Raw genomic sequence first — 19,971 nt, 5'->3', positions numbered from 1 at the left:
TGCTCCTCAGAAGCAAGCAGTTAAGTGAGACTTAACGTATTAAGCGCGCGTTCGGTGCTTATGCCGTTCAGCCGGACACATTCCACCGTGGATCGTTCGTGGTTGTCGTACCAGCGGGGCACGATGGACCGGTGACCGGCGCAGACGCAGACACCGGCGCGGCGCTCGCCGGGTTCGGCCCGGCCACCCGCGCATGGTTCGACGCCGCCTTCGCCGCGCCCACCGCCGCCCAGGCCGGCGCCTGGCGATCGGTCGCCGCCGGCCGCAACGCCCTCGTCGTGGCACCCACCGGCTCCGGCAAGACGCTCGCGGCCTTCCTCTGGTCGCTGGACCGGCTGGCCCGCGAGCCGGCTCCGGCCGAGGCCCGACAGCGGTGCCGGGTGCTCTACGTCAGCCCGCTCAAGGCGCTCGCCGTCGACGTGGAGCGCAACCTGCGCGCCCCGCTGGCCGGCATCCGGCAGGCGGCGACCCGGCTCGGCGTCGCCCCGCCCGACATCACCGTCGGGATGCGCACCGGCGACACCCCGGCCGACGAGCGCCGAGCCTTCGCCCGCACCCCACCGGACATCCTCATCACCACGCCCGAGTCGCTGTTCCTGCTGCTCACCTCCGCCGCCCGGGATTCACTGCGCGGCGTCCAGACGGTGATCGTCGACGAGGTCCACGCGGTGGCCGGCAGCAAGCGCGGCGCCCATCTCGCCCTCTCACTGGAACGTCTCGACGAGCTGCTGCCCGCCCCGGCACAGCGGATCGGCCTCTCCGCGACCGTCCGGCCGATCGACGCCTGCGCCCGCTTCCTCGGCGGCGCCCGGCCGGTCGACGTCGTGCAGCCGGCCACACCGAAGACCATCGAGGTCAGCGTGCAGGTCCCGGTGGAGGACATGACCCGCCTGGACGAGCAGGAGCAGCCATCGGAGGACGCCCTCGGCGGTCCCGGGCCGCGCCGCGCCTCGATCTGGCCGGCCGTGGAGGAGCGGGTCTTCTCCCTGATCGGGGCACACCGCTCCACCATCGTCTTCACCAACTCCCGGCGCAGCGCCGAGCGGCTCTGCGCGCGCCTCAACGAGTTGGCCGCCGAGGAGGTGGCCAGCGCACAGGCCACCGCACAGGCAGGCAACGGCGCGGTCGGCGTACCGGACGGGTGGTCGCCGGGCGACGGCCCGGCGGGCGACGACGGCCCGGTGAGCGACGCGCCGCGGTGGGGTGGCCCGGCCGGTCCGGTCCGCAGCCGGCCCCCGGCCGAGGTCATGGCCCAGTCCGGCGCGGCCACCGGCGCGACGCCGGTGATCGCCCGGGCGCACCACGGCAGCGTCTCCCGGGAGGAGCGCAAGCACATCGAGGAGGCGCTCAAGTCCGGCCAGCTCCCGGCGGTGGTGGCCACCTCCAGCCTGGAGCTGGGCATCGACATGGGCGCGGTCGACCTGGTGGTGCAGATCGAGGCGCCGCCGAGCGTGGCCGCCGGGCTGCAACGGGTCGGCCGGGCCGGGCACCAGGTGGGCGCGGTCTCCCGCGGGGTGGTCTTTCCCAAGCACCGCGGCGACCTGCTCTCCTGCGCGGTGGTCGCCGAGCGGATGACCGACGGCGCGATCGAGGAGCTGCACTACCCGCGCAACCCGCTGGACGTGCTGGCCCAGCAGATCGTCGCCATGGTGGCACTGGAGCCGTGGCGGGTCGGCGACCTGGCCGTGCTGGTCCGCCGGGCCGCGCCCTTCGCCGAGCTGCCCGACTCCGCGCTGCACGCCGTACTGGACATGCTCTCCGGCCGCTACCCGTCCACCGCCTTCGCCGAGCTGCGCCCCAGGCTGGTCTGGGACCGGGCCACCGACTTGCTCACCGGCCGCCCCGGCGCGCAGCGGCTCGCCGTGACCAGCGGCGGCACCATCCCCGACCGGGGCCTGTTCGGGGTCTTCCTGGCCGGCGCCGAGCGCGCCGCCCGGGTCGGCGAGCTGGACGAGGAGATGGTCTACGAGTCGCGCGTCGGCGACGTCTTCCTGCTCGGCTCGTCCTCCTGGCGGATCGAGGAGATCACCCCGGACCGGGTGCTGGTCTCGCCGGCCCCCGGGCAGGCGGCCCGGATGCCGTTCTGGAAGGGCGACCAGCTGGGCCGGCCGGTCGAGCTGGGCCGCGCCATCGGCGCCCGGGTGCGCACCCTGCTGCGCCAGACCGACGAGGCGGCGCTGGCCGCGCTGCGCGCCGGCGGGCTGGACGACTGGGCAGCCGCCAACCTGATGGCGTACCTGCGCGAGCAGCGGGAAGCCACCCGCTCGCTGCCCGACGACCGGACGATCGTGGTCGAGCGGTTCCGCGACGAGCTGGGCGACTGGCGGCTGGCCGTGCACAGCGTCCTCGGTGCGCGGGTCAACGGGCCGTGGGCCCTCGCGGTGGGCCGCCGGCTGGCCGAGCGCTACGGGGTGGACGCCCAGGTGATGCCCTCCGACGACGGCATCGTCGTGCGCCTGCCGGACACCGCCGACGAGCCACCCGGCGCCGACGTGGTGGTCTTCGATCCCGACGAGATCGCCCAGCTCGTGGAGGAGTCGGTCGGCACCTCGGCGCTGTTCGCCGCTCGATTCCGGGAGTGCGCCGCCCGGTCGCTGCTGCTGCCCCGCCGCGACCCGCGCCGCCGCCAACCGCTCTGGCAGCAGCGGCAACGTGCCGCGCAGTTGCTCGACGTGGCCCGCGAGTACGCCGACTTCCCAGTCACTCTGGAGGCCGCCCGGGAGTGCCTCCAGGACGTCTTCGACCAGCCTGCGCTGGCCGGGCTGATGCGCGACCTGGCCAACCGCAAGGTGCGGCTGGTCGAGGTGGAGACCAGCCAGCCGTCCCCGTTCGCCCGGTCACTACTCTTCGGCTACGTCGGGGCGTTCCTCTACGAGGGCGACGCCCCGCTCGCCGAGCGGCGCGCCGCCGCGCTCGCCCTGGACTCGACGCTGCTCGGCGAGCTGCTCGGCCGGGTCGACCTCCGCGAACTGCTGGACCCGACGGTGCTCGCCGAGACCGAACGGCAGCTGCGCTGGCTGACCGAGCAGCGCCGCCCACGCGACGCCGAGGACGTGGTCGAGCTGCTGCGGGTGCTCGGCGACCTGAGCACCGCAGAGCTGGCCGAGCGGGGCGCGCCGGAGACCTGGCTGACCGAGCTGGAGGCCGCCCGCCGGGTGCTGCGGGTCCGGATCGCCGGCCAGCAGCGCTGGGTCGGCGTCGAGGACGCCGCCCGGCTGCGCGACGCGCTCGGCGTGGCACTGCCGGTCGGGGTGGCCGAGGCGTACCTCGCCCCGGTGGCCGACCCGCTCGGCGACCTGGTGGCCCGCTACGCCCGCACCCACGGGCCGTTCGCCGCGGCGAGTTGCGCGGCCCGCTTCGGGCTCGGCGTGTTCGTGGTGGAGCAGACGCTGCGCCGGCTCGGCGCCACCGGGCGGGTCGTCTCCGGGGAGTTCACCCCGGATTCGGCCGGTGCCCAGTGGTGCGACGCGGAGGTACTGCGGCTGCTGCGCCGCCGCTCGCTCGCGGCGCTGCGCCGGGAGATCGAGCCGGTGCCGCCCCGCGCGCTGGCCACCTTCCTGCCCCGCTGGCAACAGGTCGGCTCGTCCGCCCGGGGGGTGGAGGCGCTCGCCGCGACCGTGGAGCAGTTGCAGGGCGCGGCGGTGCCGGCGTCCGCCCTGGAGCGGCTGGTGCTGCCCGGCCGGGTCGCCGACTACTCCCCCGCCCAGCTCGACGAGCTGTGCGCCAGCGGGGAGGTGCTCTGGGCCGGGTCGGGGGCGATCTCCGGCGGCGACGGCTGGGTCACCCTGGCGTACGCAGACTCCGCGCCGCTGCTGCTCCCGCCGCCCGACGAGGCGCTGACCCGCACCCCGCTGCACGAGGCGGTGCTCGACGCACTCGGCGACGGGCAGGCGCTGTTCTTCCGGCCACTGGCCGACCGGGTCGGCTCGACCGACGACGCGGCGCTGACCGCCGTGATCTGGGACCTGGTCTGGGCCGGTCACCTCACCAACGACACCCTCGCCCCGCTACGCGCGGTGCTCGGCGCCGGCGGTGCGCACCGCTCCCGACCGTCCGCGCCGCGTACCCGCTACCGGCGGCCGGGCCGGGTGGCGCTGCCCAGCCGGGGCGGTCCGCCGACGGTCGCCGGCCGCTGGTCGCGGCTGCCGGAGCGGGACCTCGACCCGACCCGGCGCGCCGCCGCCCTCGCCGACGTGCTGCTGGAGCGGCACGGGGTGGTCACTCGCGGCGCGGTGATGGCCGAGCAGGTTGTCGGCGGGTTCGCCGCCGTCTACCCGGTGCTGTCGGCGTTGGAGGAGCGCGGCGCGGCCCGCCGGGGCTACTTCGTGGAAGGGCTGGGCGCAGCGCAGTTCGCGGTGCCCGGCGCGGTCGACCGGCTGCGCGCACTGGCCGAGCCGGCCGACGGCGCCCGAGGCCGGGGCACCCCGGCCACGGTGCTCGCCGCCACCGACCCGGCCAATCCGTACGGGGCGGCGCTGCCCTGGCCGGAACGGGTGGTCGACTCCGGCGACGGGGCCGTCCCCGCGACCGGGCACCGGGCCGGCCGTAAGGCGGGCGCCCTGGTGGTGCAGGTCGGCGGCGACCTGGTGCTCTACGTGGAGCGCGGCGGCCGGACGCTGCTCTCCTTCACCGACGACACCGACACGCTCGCCACAGCCGGCAAGGCGCTCGCCGACGCTGTCCACTCCGGAGCGTTGGGCGCCATGTCGGTGGAGCGGGCCGACGGCGAGGCGGTGCGCTCGTCGGCGCTGCGCGACGCGCTGACCGCCGCCGGCTTCCGGGCCACCCCACGCGGCCTGCGCCTCCGCGGCTGACCCGACCTGCCGAACGGCCGACGCCCGGCGGGCCCCACCCGGTTGAGCGTGATACCTGTGAGTCATAGATATGACTCACAGGTATCACGCTCAAAAGACAGACATGCCCTGGGCCGCCGACGCCACGGGCTCGGTGCTCAGCGCAGGTTGGCGAGGACCTCCTCGTAGCGCGGGCGGTCGGCGGCCGGGGTCTTCGCCTCCAGGTAGTTGAGCACCACCGCACCGCGCTGGTACGACTGGCCGCTCCAGGTCGCCGCGATGTCACTGGCGCTAATCTCGTCGGGGAACACGTACACCGTGACGGCGTCGGTGGCGATGAGCTCGGAACAGCCCAGGCCGAGCCCGTCCGGGCCGCAGTCGACCGAGCGGTCCTTCGGGTGCGTCGCCTTCAGACCGGCGGCGACGAACGCGTCGACGACCTGCTTCGCGCCGGGCGCCCCGGCCGGGCGCTGGGGCAGCACCACCGGCGGCGGGCTGGACCGGCGCTCAGTCGGCCCCTGCGGAGCGGCGGGCGGCGGGGGCCGGCAGGACTGGCCGGGCTGACGGAGCCGACGAGGGCGCGGCACTGCCGGCGCTGGGCGCGACTACCGAGGGCATCGGCGCCGCCGGCAGCCCGGTGGCCGCCGGAGCCGAGGCGGACGAGGCGTCCGGCCGGTCGGCGTCGTCGCTGCCACAACCGGCGGTGAGGGCGACGGCGACCATGAGTGCTCCGACGGCCGGCAGGCTCCGATATGTCACCAGGGCAGTCTCCCCAACGGCACTCGGCGGCGGGAGTGGCCGGTCGGCCAGTGCGCCTGTCCCATATCCGCCAGCCGGCGTTGGGCCTTTGGGGTGGCTCCGGGCGACCTCCTGCGGGTCGCCCGCTGATATTCAACTGTGGAATGCTTCCCCGGTGGGTGAACACGTAGTTCCCGTGGGTTGTCCCTGCTGCGCCTCCCGGACCGGCGGCGGGACGTGCCCGGTCTGCTTCTGGACCGACGACGGTCAGACCGATGCCGATGCCGACGCCGTCCGGGGCGGCCCCAACGGCGATCTCAGCCTCTCGCACGCCCGCCTCAACTACGCCGTCTACGGTGCCAGCCACCCGCGCTACCAGGACATGGTGCGCCAGGCCCGCCCCGACGAGCGCCCCTGACGGCGCCCGACGGAACGAACTCGGCTCAGCAGACCCGCACCGCGCCTCCGTACACGCTGGAGATGTACGCGTGGCTGACGTACTGCCCGCTGGCCAGGCGGTTCCACCGCGTGGTGGTGCGGTAGGGGCCGGCCACCGACTGGCCGGTGACGGAGCACTGGATCGGCACGTTGGCGAACCGGGCGGCGAGGCCCCGGATCGGGGACGACGTGCTGGCGGCGGTACGGATGTTGAGCGGCCCGTCGCCCACCACCCCGCGCGGCCCGCCACCGGTCCACAGGTAGGCCACGTTCACCCAGGCGTTGGTGGTCAGCTTCAAGAGGTGCCAGAAGGTGCCGTCGGCCAGGTCGACGCCGGCCGGGTTGAGCATGGTGCGGCCGAACTGGTCCCGCCCGCCGTTGTAGCCGGACTGGTACGCGGCCTGCGCCTCGGGTCGACCCTGCGGCAGGTTCTTCCAGTTCTCCCGCACCGCGGAGGGGTTGCTAACTGCTTGTTGTGGGGTGTCCATGAGTGACTGTTAGGTGCTTTTAGTGTTGTATGATCCTCGTTGTGATTCTGACGGAATGGGCTAAGGCGCAAGGTGTTGCACCGCGTACTGCGTATCGCTGGTTCCGTGAGGGCACGTTGCCGGTCCTGCGCGACGGGTGGGGCCGCGCACGATCCTGGTGAACATCGAAGCGAACACCGTGCCGGAAACGGTCGGTGGTGTCGGGTTGTATGCCCGTGTTTCCGCGCATGGCCAGAAGGACGATCTGGAGCGGCAGACCGCCCGCTTGGCCCGGTGGGCAGCGCAGGCTGGTCACCGTGTCGTCCGTGTGGAGTCGGAGATCGGCTCCGGGATGAACGGTGGCCGTTCCAAGGCCCGTCGGCTGCTGGCCGACCCGCAGGTGAGCATCGTGGTGGTGGAGCACAAGGACCGGCTGGGCCGGATGAATGTGGAGCTGGTCGAAGCCACGCTCGCCGCCCACGGCCGTCGTCTCGTCGTCTTGGACGAAGGTGAAGTCGAAGACGACCTGGTGCGGGACATGGTGGAGATACTGACCTCGTTCTGCGCCCGCTTGTATGGCCGCCGGTCTGCGAAGAACCGGGCGAAGGCCGTGTTGGAGGCCGCGGCGCGTGGCTGATCTGCGTGATATCGCCCGGCCGTTCGTCGCCGACCCCGCCATGGGTGTGTGCATACGCGACCGGCTCAAGGGCCTCACTGCGGAGGACGACAAGATCCTGCGTCTGGTCGGTGAACACCTGGGATCGCTCGCCTCCCGGGACCTGGCGCAGCGTTGCCGCGACGGCCTCGAGCATTCCACCGACACCTGGGCACACCGGAAGCGGGAGCTCACCGGCGAATCGTCGTCCCGCTGGGCCGGGAGCATCACCAAGGCCACGCACGACCAGTGGGGCCTGTCCCGCCGCGCTCAGTGGGCTCACATCGAGTCTCTGCGGGCTGGTATCCGCATGCTGCGGCACCGCCTGTCCCTGCCGATCGGCGAGAAAGGCAGCCGGGGCAAGCCCGGCGGCTACCGGTGCGAGCACGAGTGGTTCCACAAGTCCCGCCGCCTGGCACACCTGGAGCGCCAGCGCGAGCGCGTACTGGCCGAGCGCGACGCCGGTCAGGTCCGCGTAGTGCGCGGCGGCCAAAAGCTGCTCAAGACGCGGCACAACCTCGCCGCTGCCAATCTGACCGAGGACCAGTGGCGGGAACGCTGGGAGGCGCAGCGCTGGTTCCTCGGTGCTGATGGCGAGTCCGGGAAGCGGTACGGCAACGAAACGATCCGCGTCACGCCCGAGGGCGATGTATCGATCAAGCTGCCCGCGCCGCTGACGCACCTGGCGAACGCCAAGCACGGCCGGTATGTGCTGGCCGCCCGTGTCAGCTTCCCGCACCGGGGCGTGCAGTGGCGCGACCGGATCGAGGTCAACCGGGCGGTCGCCTACCGCATCCATCTGGATGTGACCAAGAGCCGCTGGTACCTCGATGCGTCCTGGCAGCGCAAGGATCTCCCGATCGTGCCGATCCAGACCCTGCGCTCGGGCGAGATCATCGGCGTGGACATGAACGCCGACCACCTCGCTGCCTGGCGACTCGACATCCACGGCAACCCGATCGGCCAGCCCCGCACCTTCGAGTACCAGTTGCGCGGGACAGCCGAGCGGCGCGACGCCCAGATCCGGCACGCCATCACCCGGCTGCTGCACTGGGCCAAGCACACCGGCTGCCGAGCCATCGCCATCGAAGACCTGGACTTCACCGATTCCAAGACCCGGGAGAAGCACGGCCGTAAGCGCCGCTTCCGGCAACTCATCAACGGCATGCCCACCGGCAAGCTGCGTGCCCGTCTGCTGGCGATGACCGCCGAGGCGGACATCAGCATCATCGCCGTGGACCCGGCCTACACCAGCATGTGGGGCGCCGAGCACTGGCAAAAGCCCCTGACCACCAAGAAACGCGCCACCACCCGCCACCAGACGGCCAGCGTGGCGATCGCACGACGCGCCCTCGGACACCGGATCAGGCGACGGACGGCACCGCCCCGCCAGCACCAGAGCGACGCTGGCGGGCATCGGACCGCCCAGGCCCGACCCGGTGGACGGGGACGTGAGGGAACCCGCCCTCCTCAGACCGGACCACGGACACGATCCGTGCCGCCGACCGCGGGAGCGAACGCGGGGGACCAGCCCATCCAAGACCGTTCGGGATGGACGCAGTGTCAGTTTGATCTTCATAGTCACTTCTGACCACTGTTCAGGAACGGTTCCAGTAGTCGTCGCGGGTGTTCCACGGCCCGACGTCCCAGACCGGGGCGTACTCGCAGCACGAGCCGGTGGTGGTGCAGACCCGCACCGTGTAGTCGCCGCTGTTCAGCGGCGACAGGCCACGCCGCGACGGTAGCGCCACGAAATGGTCCCGCGGCTGCACGGTGCGACCGTTGGCGGTCTGCTCGCCGACCAAGCCGATCCGTACACCCGGTAGGTGAGGCCGGGCGTGGCGGCGGAGACGGCGGCGGCCGCGTCGGCGGCGAGCTGGACACCGCGTACCGTCGCGGTGGCGCCGCCGGCCCGCGTGGTGAGCACTACCCGGGTCTGCACCCGGCTGACCGGCCGGTCGAAGACGGCGCCGGCGGTGGCGGCCCCGCCACTCGGCCCAGCCGTTGACCCGCCAGCCCCGGACCTGCGCCTCTACGGTGGCACCGGCGGGGACCCGGGCGGTGATCTCGGCGCGGACCCGGGTTGCCGGCCGGCTGAGGGTGCGCGGGGCGGTCAGCAGCATCCCTTCGGCGACCGCGCTGCGAGGGCTGCGCCCGGCGGACCGGGCCTCGCGCAGCCGCAACCCGGCGGCGGTACGTCGGACGTTGACGTCGTCGCGGTCGACGACCGACAGGTCAGCGTTCCAGCGTTCGCCGGCCGGGGCGGCGACGAGGGTGAGCGAGTGGCCTGCGGCGAGGGTGGCCGGGACTGCGGTGATGGCGGGTATGAGCGCGACGGTGAGCCCGAGGGTGAGGGTGGCGACGAGGGCGACGGATCGGATACGACAACGCGGTCCCATCATGGGCATTCTCCTCAGAACCTCCTGACCCTCGTATGTCGGGAGATCATGGGGAACCAGAGTACAAATAGCGACACATGCGAATGCTGCTCTAAAGAGGGAGAATGGCGGGGTGCCCGAAGGCGACACTGTCTGGAACACCGCGCGCGTGCTGCATCGTGCGCTGGCTGGCACGCGGCTCACCTCCAGTGACTTTCGGGTGCCGCAGTTGGCCACCACCGATCTCACCGGATGGACCGTGCGCGAGTCCGCCAGCCGGGGCAAGCACCTGCTGCTCCGCCTCACCGCCCCCGCCCGGCCGCGCGGAGCCGCCCCCGCCGACGGGCCGCGTGGAGCCGCCGCCAGCGCGAGCGCGGGGGCCGATGAGCCGCACTGGACGTTGCACTCGCACCTGCGGATGGACGGCGCCTGGCGGGCGTACGCGCCGGGGGAACGCTGGAGTGGTCGACCGGCGCACCTGATCCGGGTGGTGCTGCGCAGCCCCGGCGCGGTCGCCGTGGGCTACCACCTGCACGAGCTGGCCCTGGTGCCGACCGTCGAGGAGGACCGCCTGGTCGGCCACCTCGGCCCCGACCTGCTCGGCCGGGACTGGGATCCGGCCGAGGCGGTGCGCCGGCTCGCCGCCCACCCGGAGCAGACGATTGGCGAAGCGCTGCTCGACCAGCGCAACCTGGCCGGGGTGGGCAACCTCTACAAGTCCGAGCTGCTCTTCCTGCGGGGCGTGTCACCGTGGGCGCCGGTGGGCGCGGTGCCCGACCTGGACGGGATGGTGGCCCTCGCGCAGCGACTGCTGGCCGCCAACCGGGGCCGCTGGACGCAGAGCACCACCGGGTCGCTGCACCGGGGGCAGACCAGCTATGTGTACGGCCGCCGCGCCCAGCCCTGCCGCCGCTGCGGCACCGCGATCCACAAGCGGGAGCTGGGCGAACGGGTCACCTACTGGTGCCCGGTCTGCCAGCCGGAGCACCCGGCCGCCCCGTCGCCCGGCTGACCATCCCTCGTGAACCGAGGTCATCCCAGATACGGACGATTGGGTAATTCCTAACCGGCCGTCCGAGTCTCATGCTGCGGTTGGGTGCTCACCGACCGTCAGCAGAGTGCAGGGCTCGACCAGGTCGCCACGCCGGGGTGGCGGCCCTCGTGCCCCGACCCCGGGAGAGTCATGGCGATGTTCCGCAGACTCCGCTCCACCTTCTTCGAGCGGACAGCCCGCGACAGCAACAGCCGCGCCAACGGCTGGACCGCGTCCGTGCCGGCCGCCCGGACCGCCGAGGAGGCCGGCCCGACGGCCAGCCTGGACCCGGCCGTCCTGCCCCGCTGCTTCGGCCCGGTGCCGAACTTCGCGCACAGCCCTCGCCCGGCGCGTGATCTCGACGGGCGCGTGGTGCGAGGCACCGGGCTGCGGAAGTTCGTCGACGCGCTGCCGATCCCGGGCCAGCAGGGCCGCACCGAGCTCGGCGGGTACCTGCCGGTGGCGGTACCGGACACGATCAGCTACCCGGGCTGCGACTACTACGAGATCGGTCTGCAGGAGTACGCGCAGCGGCTGCACCGGGACCTGCCGGCCACCCGGCTGCGCGGCTACCGCCAGCTCAACCTGGGCACCGACGCGTCGGGCCACAACACCGTGGCGCCGCCGGAGCGGCCCTGGCACCTCGGTCCGATGATCCTCGCCCGGCGGGGCCGACCGGTCCGGGTGAAGTTCATCAACCAGCTCCCCACCGGTCGGGCCGGCGAGTTGTTCCTGCCGGTTGACGACACGGTCCCGGGGGCCGGCATTGGCCCGCTGGACGGCCCGGCGCCGTACCCGCAGAACCGGGCGGTGCTGCACCTGGCCGGGGCGCGGACCGGCTGGACCAGCGCCGGCAACCCGGGGCAGTGGATCACCCCGGCCGGGGAGATCACCCCGTACCCGACCGGGCCGGGCCTGACCCACGTGCCGGACATGCCGCCGCCCGGGACCGGCGCCACCACGCTCTACTACCCGAACGAGCAGAGCGGCCGGCTGCTGTGGTTCCACGACAACACCCTCGGCCTGGCCCGCCTCACGGTCTACGGCGGGCAGCTCGCGCTCTACCTGCTGACCGACCCGGCCGAGGAGCAGCTCGTCGCGGACGGCGTGCTGCCGCCCGACCAACTGCCGCTGGTGATCGAGGACAAGACGTTCGTGCCGGACGACACCCAACTGGCCGCCGAGGACCCGACCTGGGACCGGGAACGCTGGGGCGCTCGGGGCAGCCTCTGGCATCCGCACGTCTACCAACCCCGGCAGAACCCGTACCGGTCCGGCGGGCGCAACCCCACCGGCCGGTGGGACTACGGCCCCTGGTCCCGCAACCCGGCCCCGGACGGCACCCGTACCGACGGCTGGCCGACGGCGGACGGTGCTGGACCGCCGCTGACCGGGCCCGGCCCGGTCCCGAACCCGCACCACGACCCGGTCGGCGCACCCGACGAGCCGCCGCTCAGCCCCGGGGTGCCGCACCCGTCCGCGGTGCCCGAGGCGTACGGCGACACCCCGCTGGTCAACGGCGCCGCCTACCCGTACCTGGAGGTGCGGCCGCGCGCGTACCGGTTCCGGATCCTCAACGCCTGCCTGGACCGCAGCCTCAACCTCCAGCTCTACCGTGCCTGCTCGGACAGCCCCATGTGGACCGACGACGGCGACCTGGTCGACGCCGACGCCGGCGAGGTGCCGATGGTGCCCGCCGTCCGGGCGGCGGACCGGCCGGCGAGCTGGCCGACCGACGGGCGGGACGGCGGGGTGCCGGACCCGCGCGCCGCCGGACCGGAGTTCATCCAGATCGGCAACGAGGCCGGGCTGCTGCCCGCCCCGGTGGTCCTGCCGAACCAGCCGATCGGCTACCGCTACGACCGCCTCGACCCGACCGTGCTGAACGTCGACGGGCACGCGCTGCTGCTCGCCCCGGGCGAGCGGGCCGACGTGCTGGTCGACTTCTCCGCCGTGCCACCGGGCAGCACGCTGATCCTGTACAACGACGCCCCGGCCCCGCTGCCCGGCTTCGACCCGCGCTACGACCAGCACACCGACGCGCCGGACCGGACCGCCGAGGGCGGCCCGCCCGCCACCGAGCCGGGGTACGGCCCGAACACCCGCACCCTGCTCCAGTTCCGGGTGACCGGGGCGCCGGCACCGCCGTACAACCTGGCCCGGCTGCGCGACCGGCTGCCGCTGGCGTACGTGGCCAGCCAGCGCCCGCCGATCGTGCCGCAGCCGGCGTACGACCCGGCGTTCGGCACCCGGACCGCGCGGGAGACGACCGTGCCGGTGCATGCCAGCACGGTGACCTTCACTCCGGCGGGCAGCTCCGGCCCGGTCACCCTGCCGGTCGCGGTCAAGGCCGCGCAACAGGTCTTCGAGCCCGACCACGGCCGGCTGGCCGGCCGGCTCGGCGTCGGGCACCCGCACGCCGGGCCGCTCACCGCGGCGACCCTGCCTCTCGGGCCGACCGACCCGGTCACCGAGGTGCTCTTCGCCGCCGACCCGGCCGTGCCGGTCGGCGCGCCCACGGACGGGACGCAGCTCTGGCGGATCAGCGGCAACGTCCGGCAGACCGAGCCGCTGCGCTTCGGCGGCTGCGACGTGCAGCTGGTCAACCGGGTCGGCTGGGACGGCACGCTGCGACCCCCGCACGGTACGGAGCTGGGCTGGAAGGAGATCGTCCGGGTCAACCCCCGGGAGGACGTGGTGGTGGCGCTGCGCCCGGTCGCCCCGACGCTGCCGTTCAAGCTGGGCGACAGCGTCCGGCTGCTCGACCCAGGTCGCCCGGCCGGGGCACGGACCGGGTCGACCCCGGTCAGCCCAGCCGATGGGCGACCCGCGGTGGTGGTGAACCAGCTGGTCAACCTGGGCTGGGAGTACCGCTTGCACAGCCAGCTCGCCGGCCACCGCGACCTGGGGATGAACCGGCCGTTGGTGCTGCGGGTGGCACCGAAGGCACCGACCGGGCTGACCGCCACGCCGGCGCCCGGCTCGGCCACCGCCCTGCCCGCGATCGCGCTGGCCTGGACCGGCAACGGCGGCCGCCCGCCGGCCACCAGCCACCTGCTGCAGCGGGCCACCGACGCGACCTTCGGCGGCGAGGTCACCACGATCACCGTCGCGGCCGCCGCCACCCGGTACACCGACGCGACGGTCACCCCCGGAGTCACCTACCACTACCGGATCCGGGCAGAGAACGCGGTCAGCTACTCGTCCTGGTCGAACAGCGTGCCGGCCTCCGTACACCTGGCCGCTCCGGGTGGGCTGATCGGGGCGATCCCGCCGGCCGCGCCGCTACGGGTGGCACTGCGCTGGACGAACCGTTCCTTCGCCACCGGCATCGACGTGCAGCGGGCCACCAACCCGACCTTCACCAGCGGCCCCGGCACCACCGCGATCGGGGTCGGCGACAACCACCTGGACGTCACGGTCGCCCCGGACACGACGTACTACTACCGGGTGCGGACCACGTACCTGGGCGCCGCCTCGGCCTGGTCGACGGTGGCCGCGGTGAGCACCCCACCCGCGCCGGGCGCCCCGAGCGGGGTGAGCGCCACCGCCAGCGCTCCGGCACCGGACACCGCGACGGTGATCCTGGGCTGGGCGGTGACCACGCCCGCCGGCCCGGGGTCCGGATTCATCGTTCAACGGGCGCTGGACCCGGCGTTCGGCCGGGAGGTGGCCACCTTCACGGTGACCGGTCGCGGATTCACCAACACCGGGCTGGCGCGGGGCGTGACCTATCACTACCGGATCCGGTCGTTCAACGTCGTGGGCAGCTCGGCGTACACCGGCCCCATCCCGGTCACCACCCCGCCGTGACCGGCCGGAGTGCGCGGCGCCGATCAGCGGTGGGTTGTGCTCAGCGAGGCGCGCGCAGCGGCGGGTTGTGCTCCGCGGAGGCGCGCAGCGGCGTGCCGACGGCGCGCAGCTCGGCCAGTGCCGAGGCCACCCCGTGCAGCAGGTCGGTCGCCTCGGTGAGTCGGGCGGCGGCCGGGTCGGCGGTCTCCGGGCGGGCGTCCTCGGCCAGATAGCCGGCGGCGGCGACCACCAGCCGTTCGTAGGCCGCGACCCCGCTCTCCAGTTGGGCGGTCAGCGCGCCGTGCGCCTCGGCCAGCGGCGGTCGGGCGTCGGTCGGGGCCAGCCGCAGCGCCCGTTCGACGCTGGCCACCCGGCCGACCAGGTCGCGCAGCGACCGGTCGGCGGCGGTGGCCTCCAGAACCGCTGGTTCGGCCAGCCCGGTGAGACGGGGGGCCATCCCGGCCAGGGTGAGCGCGGCCCGGTCCAGTCGGGCCCACTGCTGCCCGGCGCTGGTGCCGCGCAGTGCGACCCGGGTGCGGACCCGACGTACCTCGGCCAGCACGCCCGGACCGATCGGCAGCCGCTCGACGGCGGCGACCAGGCGTGCCCGCGACCGTGCCGCGGCCTCGGCCGGGTCCAGCGCCGGGGGCGCGGGGCGGGCGGCCAGTGCGCGCAGGTCGACCCAGCGCCAGGCGGCCAGCGCCACCGCACTGCCGGCGGCGCCGGCCCAGGCCGCGTCGGGCAGACCGAGGCCGGCGTACGGAGTCAGGACCGCCGCCGCGCCGCCGAGTCCACCGGCCAGCACACTCCACCGCCGGGCGGACCGGCGCAGCCGATCCAGCCGGCGGAAGTACCGCGTCCGCTCGTCTGCCACCCTGACCTCCTCGGACCGGTCGTTCAGCCGGCGGCGGTCGGGTCGCCGGTGCCCCGCTCGCGGGCCATGCTGGCCCGGAGCTCGTCCAGCCGTGCAGCGGCCGCCGGGTCACTGGCCGGGCTGGCCGAACTGGCCGGGCTGGGCGTCCCGGCCTGCGGCACGGCCGGTCGCTGCGCCGCACCGCCGAGCTGCTCTCCGGCCATGCTCGACCGGATCTGCTCCAACCGGGCCGAGCCTGCCGAGTCGATGGTCGCCTTCTGGATCTCCAGCATCCGGCCCTCGACCGAGTTGCCGGCCAGCTCCGCGCGGCCCATCGCGTTGGCGTACCGCCGCTCGATGCGGTCGCGGACCTCGTCCAGGGACGGGGTGGTGCCCGGCGCGGTCAACGACGACATCGACTCCAGCGAGCGGGCCACCGTCTCCTGCATCTTGGCCTGCTCCAGCTGGCTGAGCAGCTTGGTGCGCTCGGCCAGCTTCTGCTGGAGGATCATCGAGTTGTTCTCCACTGCACGGCGGGCCTGCGCGGCGGCGCCCAGCGCCTGGTCGTGCAGGGTCTTCAGGTCCTCGGTGGCCTGCTCGGCGGAGACCAGCTGGGTGGCCAGGGTCTGCGCAGACTGCTCGAATCGCCCGGCCTCGGCCTCGTCACCCTTGGCCCGGGCCTGGTCCGCCAGCACCAGGGCCTGCCGGGCGTTGCCCTGCAACCGCTCGACCTCGGTCATCTGCCGGGACAGCTTCATCTCCAGCTGACGCTGGTTGCCGATCACCGCGGCAGCCTGCTGGACCAGCGCCTGGTGCTGGCGCTGGGCATCCTCGATGGCTTGCTGGATCTGCACCTTGGGGTCGGCGTGCTCGTCGATCTTGGCACCGAAGAGCGCCATCAGGTAGTTCCAGCCCTTGACGAACGGGTTCGCCATCTCCGCGGTATCCCCTCAGTAGCGTCGCTCCGTCGCGCTCGGGCCGGATGGACCGACCCGAACGTGACCCGGCCGATCTCCATCGTCCCAGCCGGACGCCAACAAGGCATCCGTACCGGACGGTCGAGAGCACCGCCAGCTCCTGAGGGCAACCCTACGCGGCTGGTGCCACCTCGCCCATGGTCCACACGAAGGACCTCAGGCGGCGCAGACCACGTCCCGGTCGCGCTCGGTGGGGCGGACCCGGGTGCTGCGCAGCGTGGCCTTGAGCGGCGAGTCCTGACGGACCGAGACCGCGACCTTGCCGTCGGAGGTGACCTGACGTACGCCCCGGTTGGGGGTGTTCCTGCGCACGGCGGACGCGGCACCGACGGGAGCGGCCTCGGTCTGCTCGTCCGGCATGGGAACCAGCACCCCGGGCATCTGCTCGGCCAGCGCCACGGTGTCGCTCACCTCGCGCAGCAGCTCGGACAGGCGGGCCCCGAGCGCGTCGCAGATCGCGGCGAGCAGCTCGCTGGACGGCTCCTTGTGCCCCCGCTCGATCTCGGAGAGGTAGCCGAGGCTGACGTTGGCGGCGGTGGACACCTCGCGCAGCGTGCGCTGCTGCCCCTGCCGGCGCGCCCGCAGTGCGTCACCGATCACCCGGCGTAGCAGGACCATCGCACCTCCCCCTGAGGGATACCTCTCACCCGGTGCCGGACAACCAGTCGCGGCGAACCGCGCCAGCCCCGAGCGCCGAAGTCTTCCCGCAACCGTACCCGGTGCGGGCCCGGGCGACATCCCGCCCCGCCCGTCGGTTCGCCGGATCGGCTCACCGCCGCCCGGCCCCGGCCGTCCCCGCCCCGTCCCAGGCGGTCCCGGCGGCGTCGGCGTCGTCGGCCGCGGCGTCGGCCCGGTCGTCAGCGTCAGCGTCGGCGGCGTGGATCCGCTCGGCGAGCAGGCGCAGCGCCTCGATCACCGCGGCCGAGCGGATGTGCTCCCGCCCACCGTTCAGGTCGAGCTCGCGGACCTCACCACCGTTCGGCCCGGCGACCGCGACGTAGACCAGGCCGACCGGCTTGCCGTCCTGCGGCTCGGGACCGGCGACCCCGGTGGTGGCCAGCCCCCAGTCCGCGCCGCAGCGCTGCCGGCCGCCCTCGGCGAGCGCCTCGGCGACGTCCGGGTCCACCGGCCCGCGCTCGGCGAGCAGGTCAGCCGGTACGCCGGCCAGCGCGGCCTTGAGGTCGGTGGCGTAGACCACCAGCCCACCCCGGTAGATCTTGCTGACCCCGGCGATCTCGACGATCGATGTGGCGAGCAATCCCCCGGTCAGCGACTCGACCGTGGCCAGGGTCTCGTGCCGCTGCGCCAGCCTGTGCACCACACCAGCCGCCGGGCTGCCAACCGGCCGCTCAACATCCGCATCCCGCTCCATAAAAAGGTCCTTCCCCACCCACCCACCCCTAACCTTCGCGACATTCCACGTTGACCATGAAGTCATTGCCCCGACACGCCGCGCCGGACGGCAACAACTTCATGATCGACGGGGTGGCGGGTGGGGTGGGCCCAGGGTGGGTGGGCCGGTGGGGGTTAGCGGGTGCGGCGGAGGCGGAGTGCCTGGGATATGTAGTCGAAGCCGGTGGCGACCGTCACCAGGACGGCGGCACCCATGATCCAGGGGCCGACGGCGGCGAGAGCGGCCGGCATCGGCCAGAGGTACCAGGCGATGGCCAGGATCTGGAGGGCAGTCTTGATCTTGCCGCCCCGACTGGCGGCGATCACCCCTTGCCGGATCACCCAGAATCGCAACCCGGTGATGCCCAGCTCGCGGACGAGGATCAGCGCGGTCACCCACCAGGGCAGCCGGTCGTACCAGGAGAGCAGCACCAGGGCCGCTCCGGTGAGCGCCTTGTCGGCGATCGGGTCGGCCACCTTGCCGACCGAGGTGACCAGCCCGAACCGGCGGGCGATCCAGCCGTCGACCAGGTCGGTCGCGGAGGCCACCGCGAAGATCAGGCAGGCCGCCATCCGCCAGCCGGCGTGGCTCATCTCGGACATGATCACCGAGGCGCCGAAGACCGGCACCAGCACCAGCCGCAAAGCAGTCAGCGCGTTGGCCGCGTTGAGCACGGGCACCCCGGGCACCACCCGGGCGGGCGTCGACTCCGTCGCCCCCGTCACCGCCTCGCCCCGCTCCGGCCGCCGTGGCGTTCCGGGCACCGCACCACCTGGCTCCCCCGCTCCGCTCGGGCCTGGCGTCACCGTGCCGCGCCGGGCGCCGCCGAGATCATCTCATCCGGCACAGCGAGCAGGTCCACCCCTTCGGTGCCGGTCACCGTGGCCCGCACCAGGTCACCCGGGCGCAGCGCGGCCAGGTCGACCCCACCCTCGGCCGGGGCGACCAGGGTGGTGGAGCCGTCCACCTCCGGCGCCTGGTGCGCCGCCCGGCCCTCCACCACACCGTCGGCGACCGAGTCGACCAGCACCTCGACGGTCGAACCGAGCCGGTCCTCGGCCCGCTGCGAGCAGAGCTCGTCGGCGAGCGCGCTGAGCCGGTCGTAGCGACGCTTGATGGTCGCGGCCGAGACCTTGCCGGGCAGCCCCGCGGCCTCGGTGCCGTCCTCGTCGCTGTAGTCGAACATGCCGATCGCGTCGAGCCGGGCCTCGGTCAGGAACCGGACCAGCTCGTCGACGTCGGCGCGGGTCTCGCCGGGGAAGCCGACGATGAAGTTGCTCCGCGCGCCCGCGTCCGGGGCCAGCGCGCGGGCACTTGCCAGCAGCTCCAGGAACCGGTCAGTGGAGCCGAAACGCCGCATCCGGCGCAGCACAGGCTCGCTGGAGTGCTGGAACGACAGGTCGAAGTACGGGGCCACCCCGGGCGTGCCGGCGATCGCCTCGACCAGCCCGGGCCGGGTCTCGGCCGGCTGGAGGTAGCTCACCCGGACCCGGACGATGCCGGTCACCGCGGCGAGCTGCGGCAGCAGCTTCTCCAGCGCGCGGGGGTCACCCAGATCCTTGCCGTACGAGGTGGAGTTCTCGCTGACCAGCACCAACTCCCGTACGCCGGTCTTGGCCAGCCACTCCGCCTCGGCGAGCAGCTCGTCCGGGGTACGCGAGACGAACGCCCCACGGAAGGCGGGGATGGCGCAGAACGCGCAGCGACGGTCGCAGCCGCTGGCCAGCTTCAGCGAGGCGACCGGGCCGGTGTCCAGCCGGCGGCGCAGCACCTGACGCAGGTGCGCCGGCGTGTGCTCGTCGGTCTCGACGGCCGAGCGGGTCGGGGTGCCGTGCCCGGGCAGCGACACCGCAGCCTCGCGCCGCTTCACCGGGGTGAGCGGCAGCAGCTCCCGGCGGTCGCGGGGGGTGTGCGCGGTGACCTGTTCGCCGGCGACGACCGCGTTCAGCCGGGCGGCGATCTCCGGGTAGTCGTCGAAGCTCAGCACCGCCTGCGCCTCGGGCAGGCTGTCGGCCAGCTCCCGGCCGTACCGCTCGGCCATACAGCCGGCGGCGACCACCTTGGCGCCGGTCTCGGCGGCCGCCAGCAGGGTCTGGATGGAGTCCTGCTTGGCCTTCTCCACGAAGCCGCAGGTGTTCACGACCACCACGTCGGCGCCCTCGCCGTCGGTGGTCACCTGCCAGCCGTCGGCGTGCAGCCGGGCGGCCAACTCCTCCGAGTCGACCTCGTTACGGGCACAGCCCAGGGTGAGCAGGGCCACGCGACGGCCCTCGGCGGCGGGCGACAGCTCCAGGTCGCGGCGCGGCGTCAGAGACGCCGAGCTGGAGCTGTCGGAAGGGGCGGTGGCAGAGGCAGACACCATCCGAGGGTACCGGGCCGATCGGGGGAGCCCACGCACGCGGGCGGGCTGGCGGCCCCGGCACGCCTGCACTCGTGCCCGGGGCCCGCTTCTGA

15 protein-coding genes and 1 pseudogene are annotated in these 19,971 nt (G+C 73.8%); 6 read left to right on the top strand and 10 right to left on the bottom strand.

The features are described 5' to 3' along the window. Window positions 1–98 precede the first annotated feature (98 nt). Complete coding sequence (locus OG470_RS15045) at window positions 99–4,814, top strand: Lhr family helicase (protein WP_442931128.1); 4,716 nt, start codon at window positions 99–101, stop codon at window positions 4,812–4,814. Between the two features lie 137 nt (window positions 4,815–4,951). Here the strand turns inward: OG470_RS15045 and OG470_RS15040 are convergent, their stop codons facing one another. Together OG470_RS15040 and OG470_RS15035 are read right to left on the bottom strand one after the other, a co-directional pair. After that, window positions 4,952–5,278, bottom strand: coding sequence for a hypothetical protein (locus OG470_RS15040; RefSeq protein ID WP_328424723.1), 327 nt, complete (start codon window positions 5,276–5,278; stop codon window positions 4,952–4,954). A gap of 22 nt (window positions 5,279–5,300) precedes the next feature. Then, window positions 5,301–5,552 (bottom strand): hypothetical protein, encoded by a 252-nt coding sequence (locus tag OG470_RS15035; RefSeq protein WP_328424721.1) that lies wholly within the window; start codon window positions 5,550–5,552, stop codon window positions 5,301–5,303. A gap of 154 nt (window positions 5,553–5,706) precedes the next feature. On the opposite strand from OG470_RS15035, the gene OG470_RS15030 reads away from it, so the two are divergent. Next, window positions 5,707–5,949 (top strand): CPCC family cysteine-rich protein, encoded by a 243-nt coding sequence (locus OG470_RS15030; protein WP_278138018.1) that lies wholly within the window; start codon window positions 5,707–5,709, stop codon window positions 5,947–5,949. 25 nt (window positions 5,950–5,974) lie between these two features. Here the strand turns inward: OG470_RS15030 and OG470_RS15025 are convergent, their stop codons facing one another. Further along, on the bottom strand, window positions 5,975–6,457 hold the full coding sequence (locus OG470_RS15025) for a hypothetical protein (protein ID WP_442931127.1): 483 nt from the start codon (window positions 6,455–6,457) through the stop codon (window positions 5,975–5,977). A gap of 29 nt (window positions 6,458–6,486) precedes the next feature. On the opposite strand from OG470_RS15025, the pseudogene OG470_RS15020 reads away from it, so the two are divergent. Beyond that, window positions 6,487–7,073: pseudogene (locus OG470_RS15020) on the top strand (IS607 family transposase). After that, the gene (locus OG470_RS15015) at window positions 7,012–8,682 is read left to right on the top strand and encodes a hypothetical protein (protein ID WP_328424714.1); all 1,671 of its coding nucleotides are present in this window, start codon (window positions 7,012–7,014) and stop codon (window positions 8,680–8,682) included. Before OG470_RS15020 ends, OG470_RS15015 begins: the two are co-directional and overlap by 62 nt. A gap of 7 nt (window positions 8,683–8,689) precedes the next feature. On the opposite strand, the gene OG470_RS15010 is transcribed toward OG470_RS15015, so the two are convergent. After that, a complete protein-coding gene (locus OG470_RS15010) occupies window positions 8,690–9,493 on the bottom strand; it encodes a hypothetical protein (protein ID WP_328424712.1) in 804 nt (267 codons plus the stop codon). 109 nt (window positions 9,494–9,602) lie between these two features. Here OG470_RS15010 and OG470_RS15005 point away from each other — a divergent pair, with 109 nt between their 5' ends. Beyond that, entirely contained in the window at window positions 9,603–10,481 is an 879-nt protein-coding gene (locus tag OG470_RS15005; protein WP_328424710.1) for a DNA-formamidopyrimidine glycosylase family protein, read from the top strand. Window positions 10,482–10,652: 171 nt separating this feature from the next. Continuing rightward, the gene (locus OG470_RS15000) at window positions 10,653–14,315 is read left to right on the top strand and encodes a hypothetical protein (protein ID WP_328424708.1); all 3,663 of its coding nucleotides are present in this window, start codon (window positions 10,653–10,655) and stop codon (window positions 14,313–14,315) included. 40 nt (window positions 14,316–14,355) lie between these two features. Here OG470_RS15000 and pspM read toward each other — a convergent pair whose 3' ends face one another. The 6 genes from pspM to rimO all read right to left on the bottom strand — a co-directional run bounded on the left by pspM (window position 14,356) and on the right by rimO (window position 19,810). Next, entirely contained in the window at window positions 14,356–15,168 is an 813-nt protein-coding gene (gene pspM / locus OG470_RS14995) for a phage shock envelope stress response protein PspM (RefSeq protein WP_328424706.1), read from the bottom strand. Between the two features lie 23 nt (window positions 15,169–15,191). Beyond that, complete coding sequence (locus tag OG470_RS14990; RefSeq protein WP_328424704.1) at window positions 15,192–16,082, bottom strand: PspA/IM30 family protein; 891 nt, start codon at window positions 16,080–16,082, stop codon at window positions 15,192–15,194. Between the two features lie 198 nt (window positions 16,083–16,280). Next, complete coding sequence (locus OG470_RS14985) at window positions 16,281–16,742, bottom strand: helix-turn-helix domain-containing protein (RefSeq protein ID WP_328424702.1); 462 nt, start codon at window positions 16,740–16,742, stop codon at window positions 16,281–16,283. 151 nt (window positions 16,743–16,893) lie between these two features. Then, window positions 16,894–17,496: a CinA family protein gene (locus OG470_RS14980; RefSeq protein WP_328424700.1), complete on the bottom strand. Its 603-nt coding sequence runs from the start codon at window positions 17,494–17,496 to the stop codon at window positions 16,894–16,896. A 155-nt stretch (window positions 17,497–17,651) separates the two neighbouring features. Continuing rightward, window positions 17,652–18,242: a CDP-diacylglycerol--glycerol-3-phosphate 3-phosphatidyltransferase gene (gene pgsA, locus OG470_RS14975; RefSeq protein ID WP_328426368.1), complete on the bottom strand. Its 591-nt coding sequence runs from the start codon at window positions 18,240–18,242 to the stop codon at window positions 17,652–17,654. A gap of 77 nt (window positions 18,243–18,319) precedes the next feature. Beyond that, window positions 18,320–19,810, bottom strand: a complete 1,491-nt coding sequence (gene rimO, locus OG470_RS14970; RefSeq protein WP_386989928.1) for a 30S ribosomal protein S12 methylthiotransferase RimO — start codon at window positions 19,808–19,810, stop codon at window positions 18,320–18,322. Between the last annotated feature and the right edge of the window lie 161 nt (window positions 19,811–19,971).

The sequence above is a fragment of the Micromonospora sp. NBC_00389 genome, from assembly GCF_036059255.1.
Lineage (GTDB): Bacteria > Actinomycetota > Actinomycetes > Mycobacteriales > Micromonosporaceae > Micromonospora.
The sequence above is the reverse complement of the archived record's forward strand: the minus strand, read 5'-3'. Positions and strand labels throughout refer to the sequence as shown.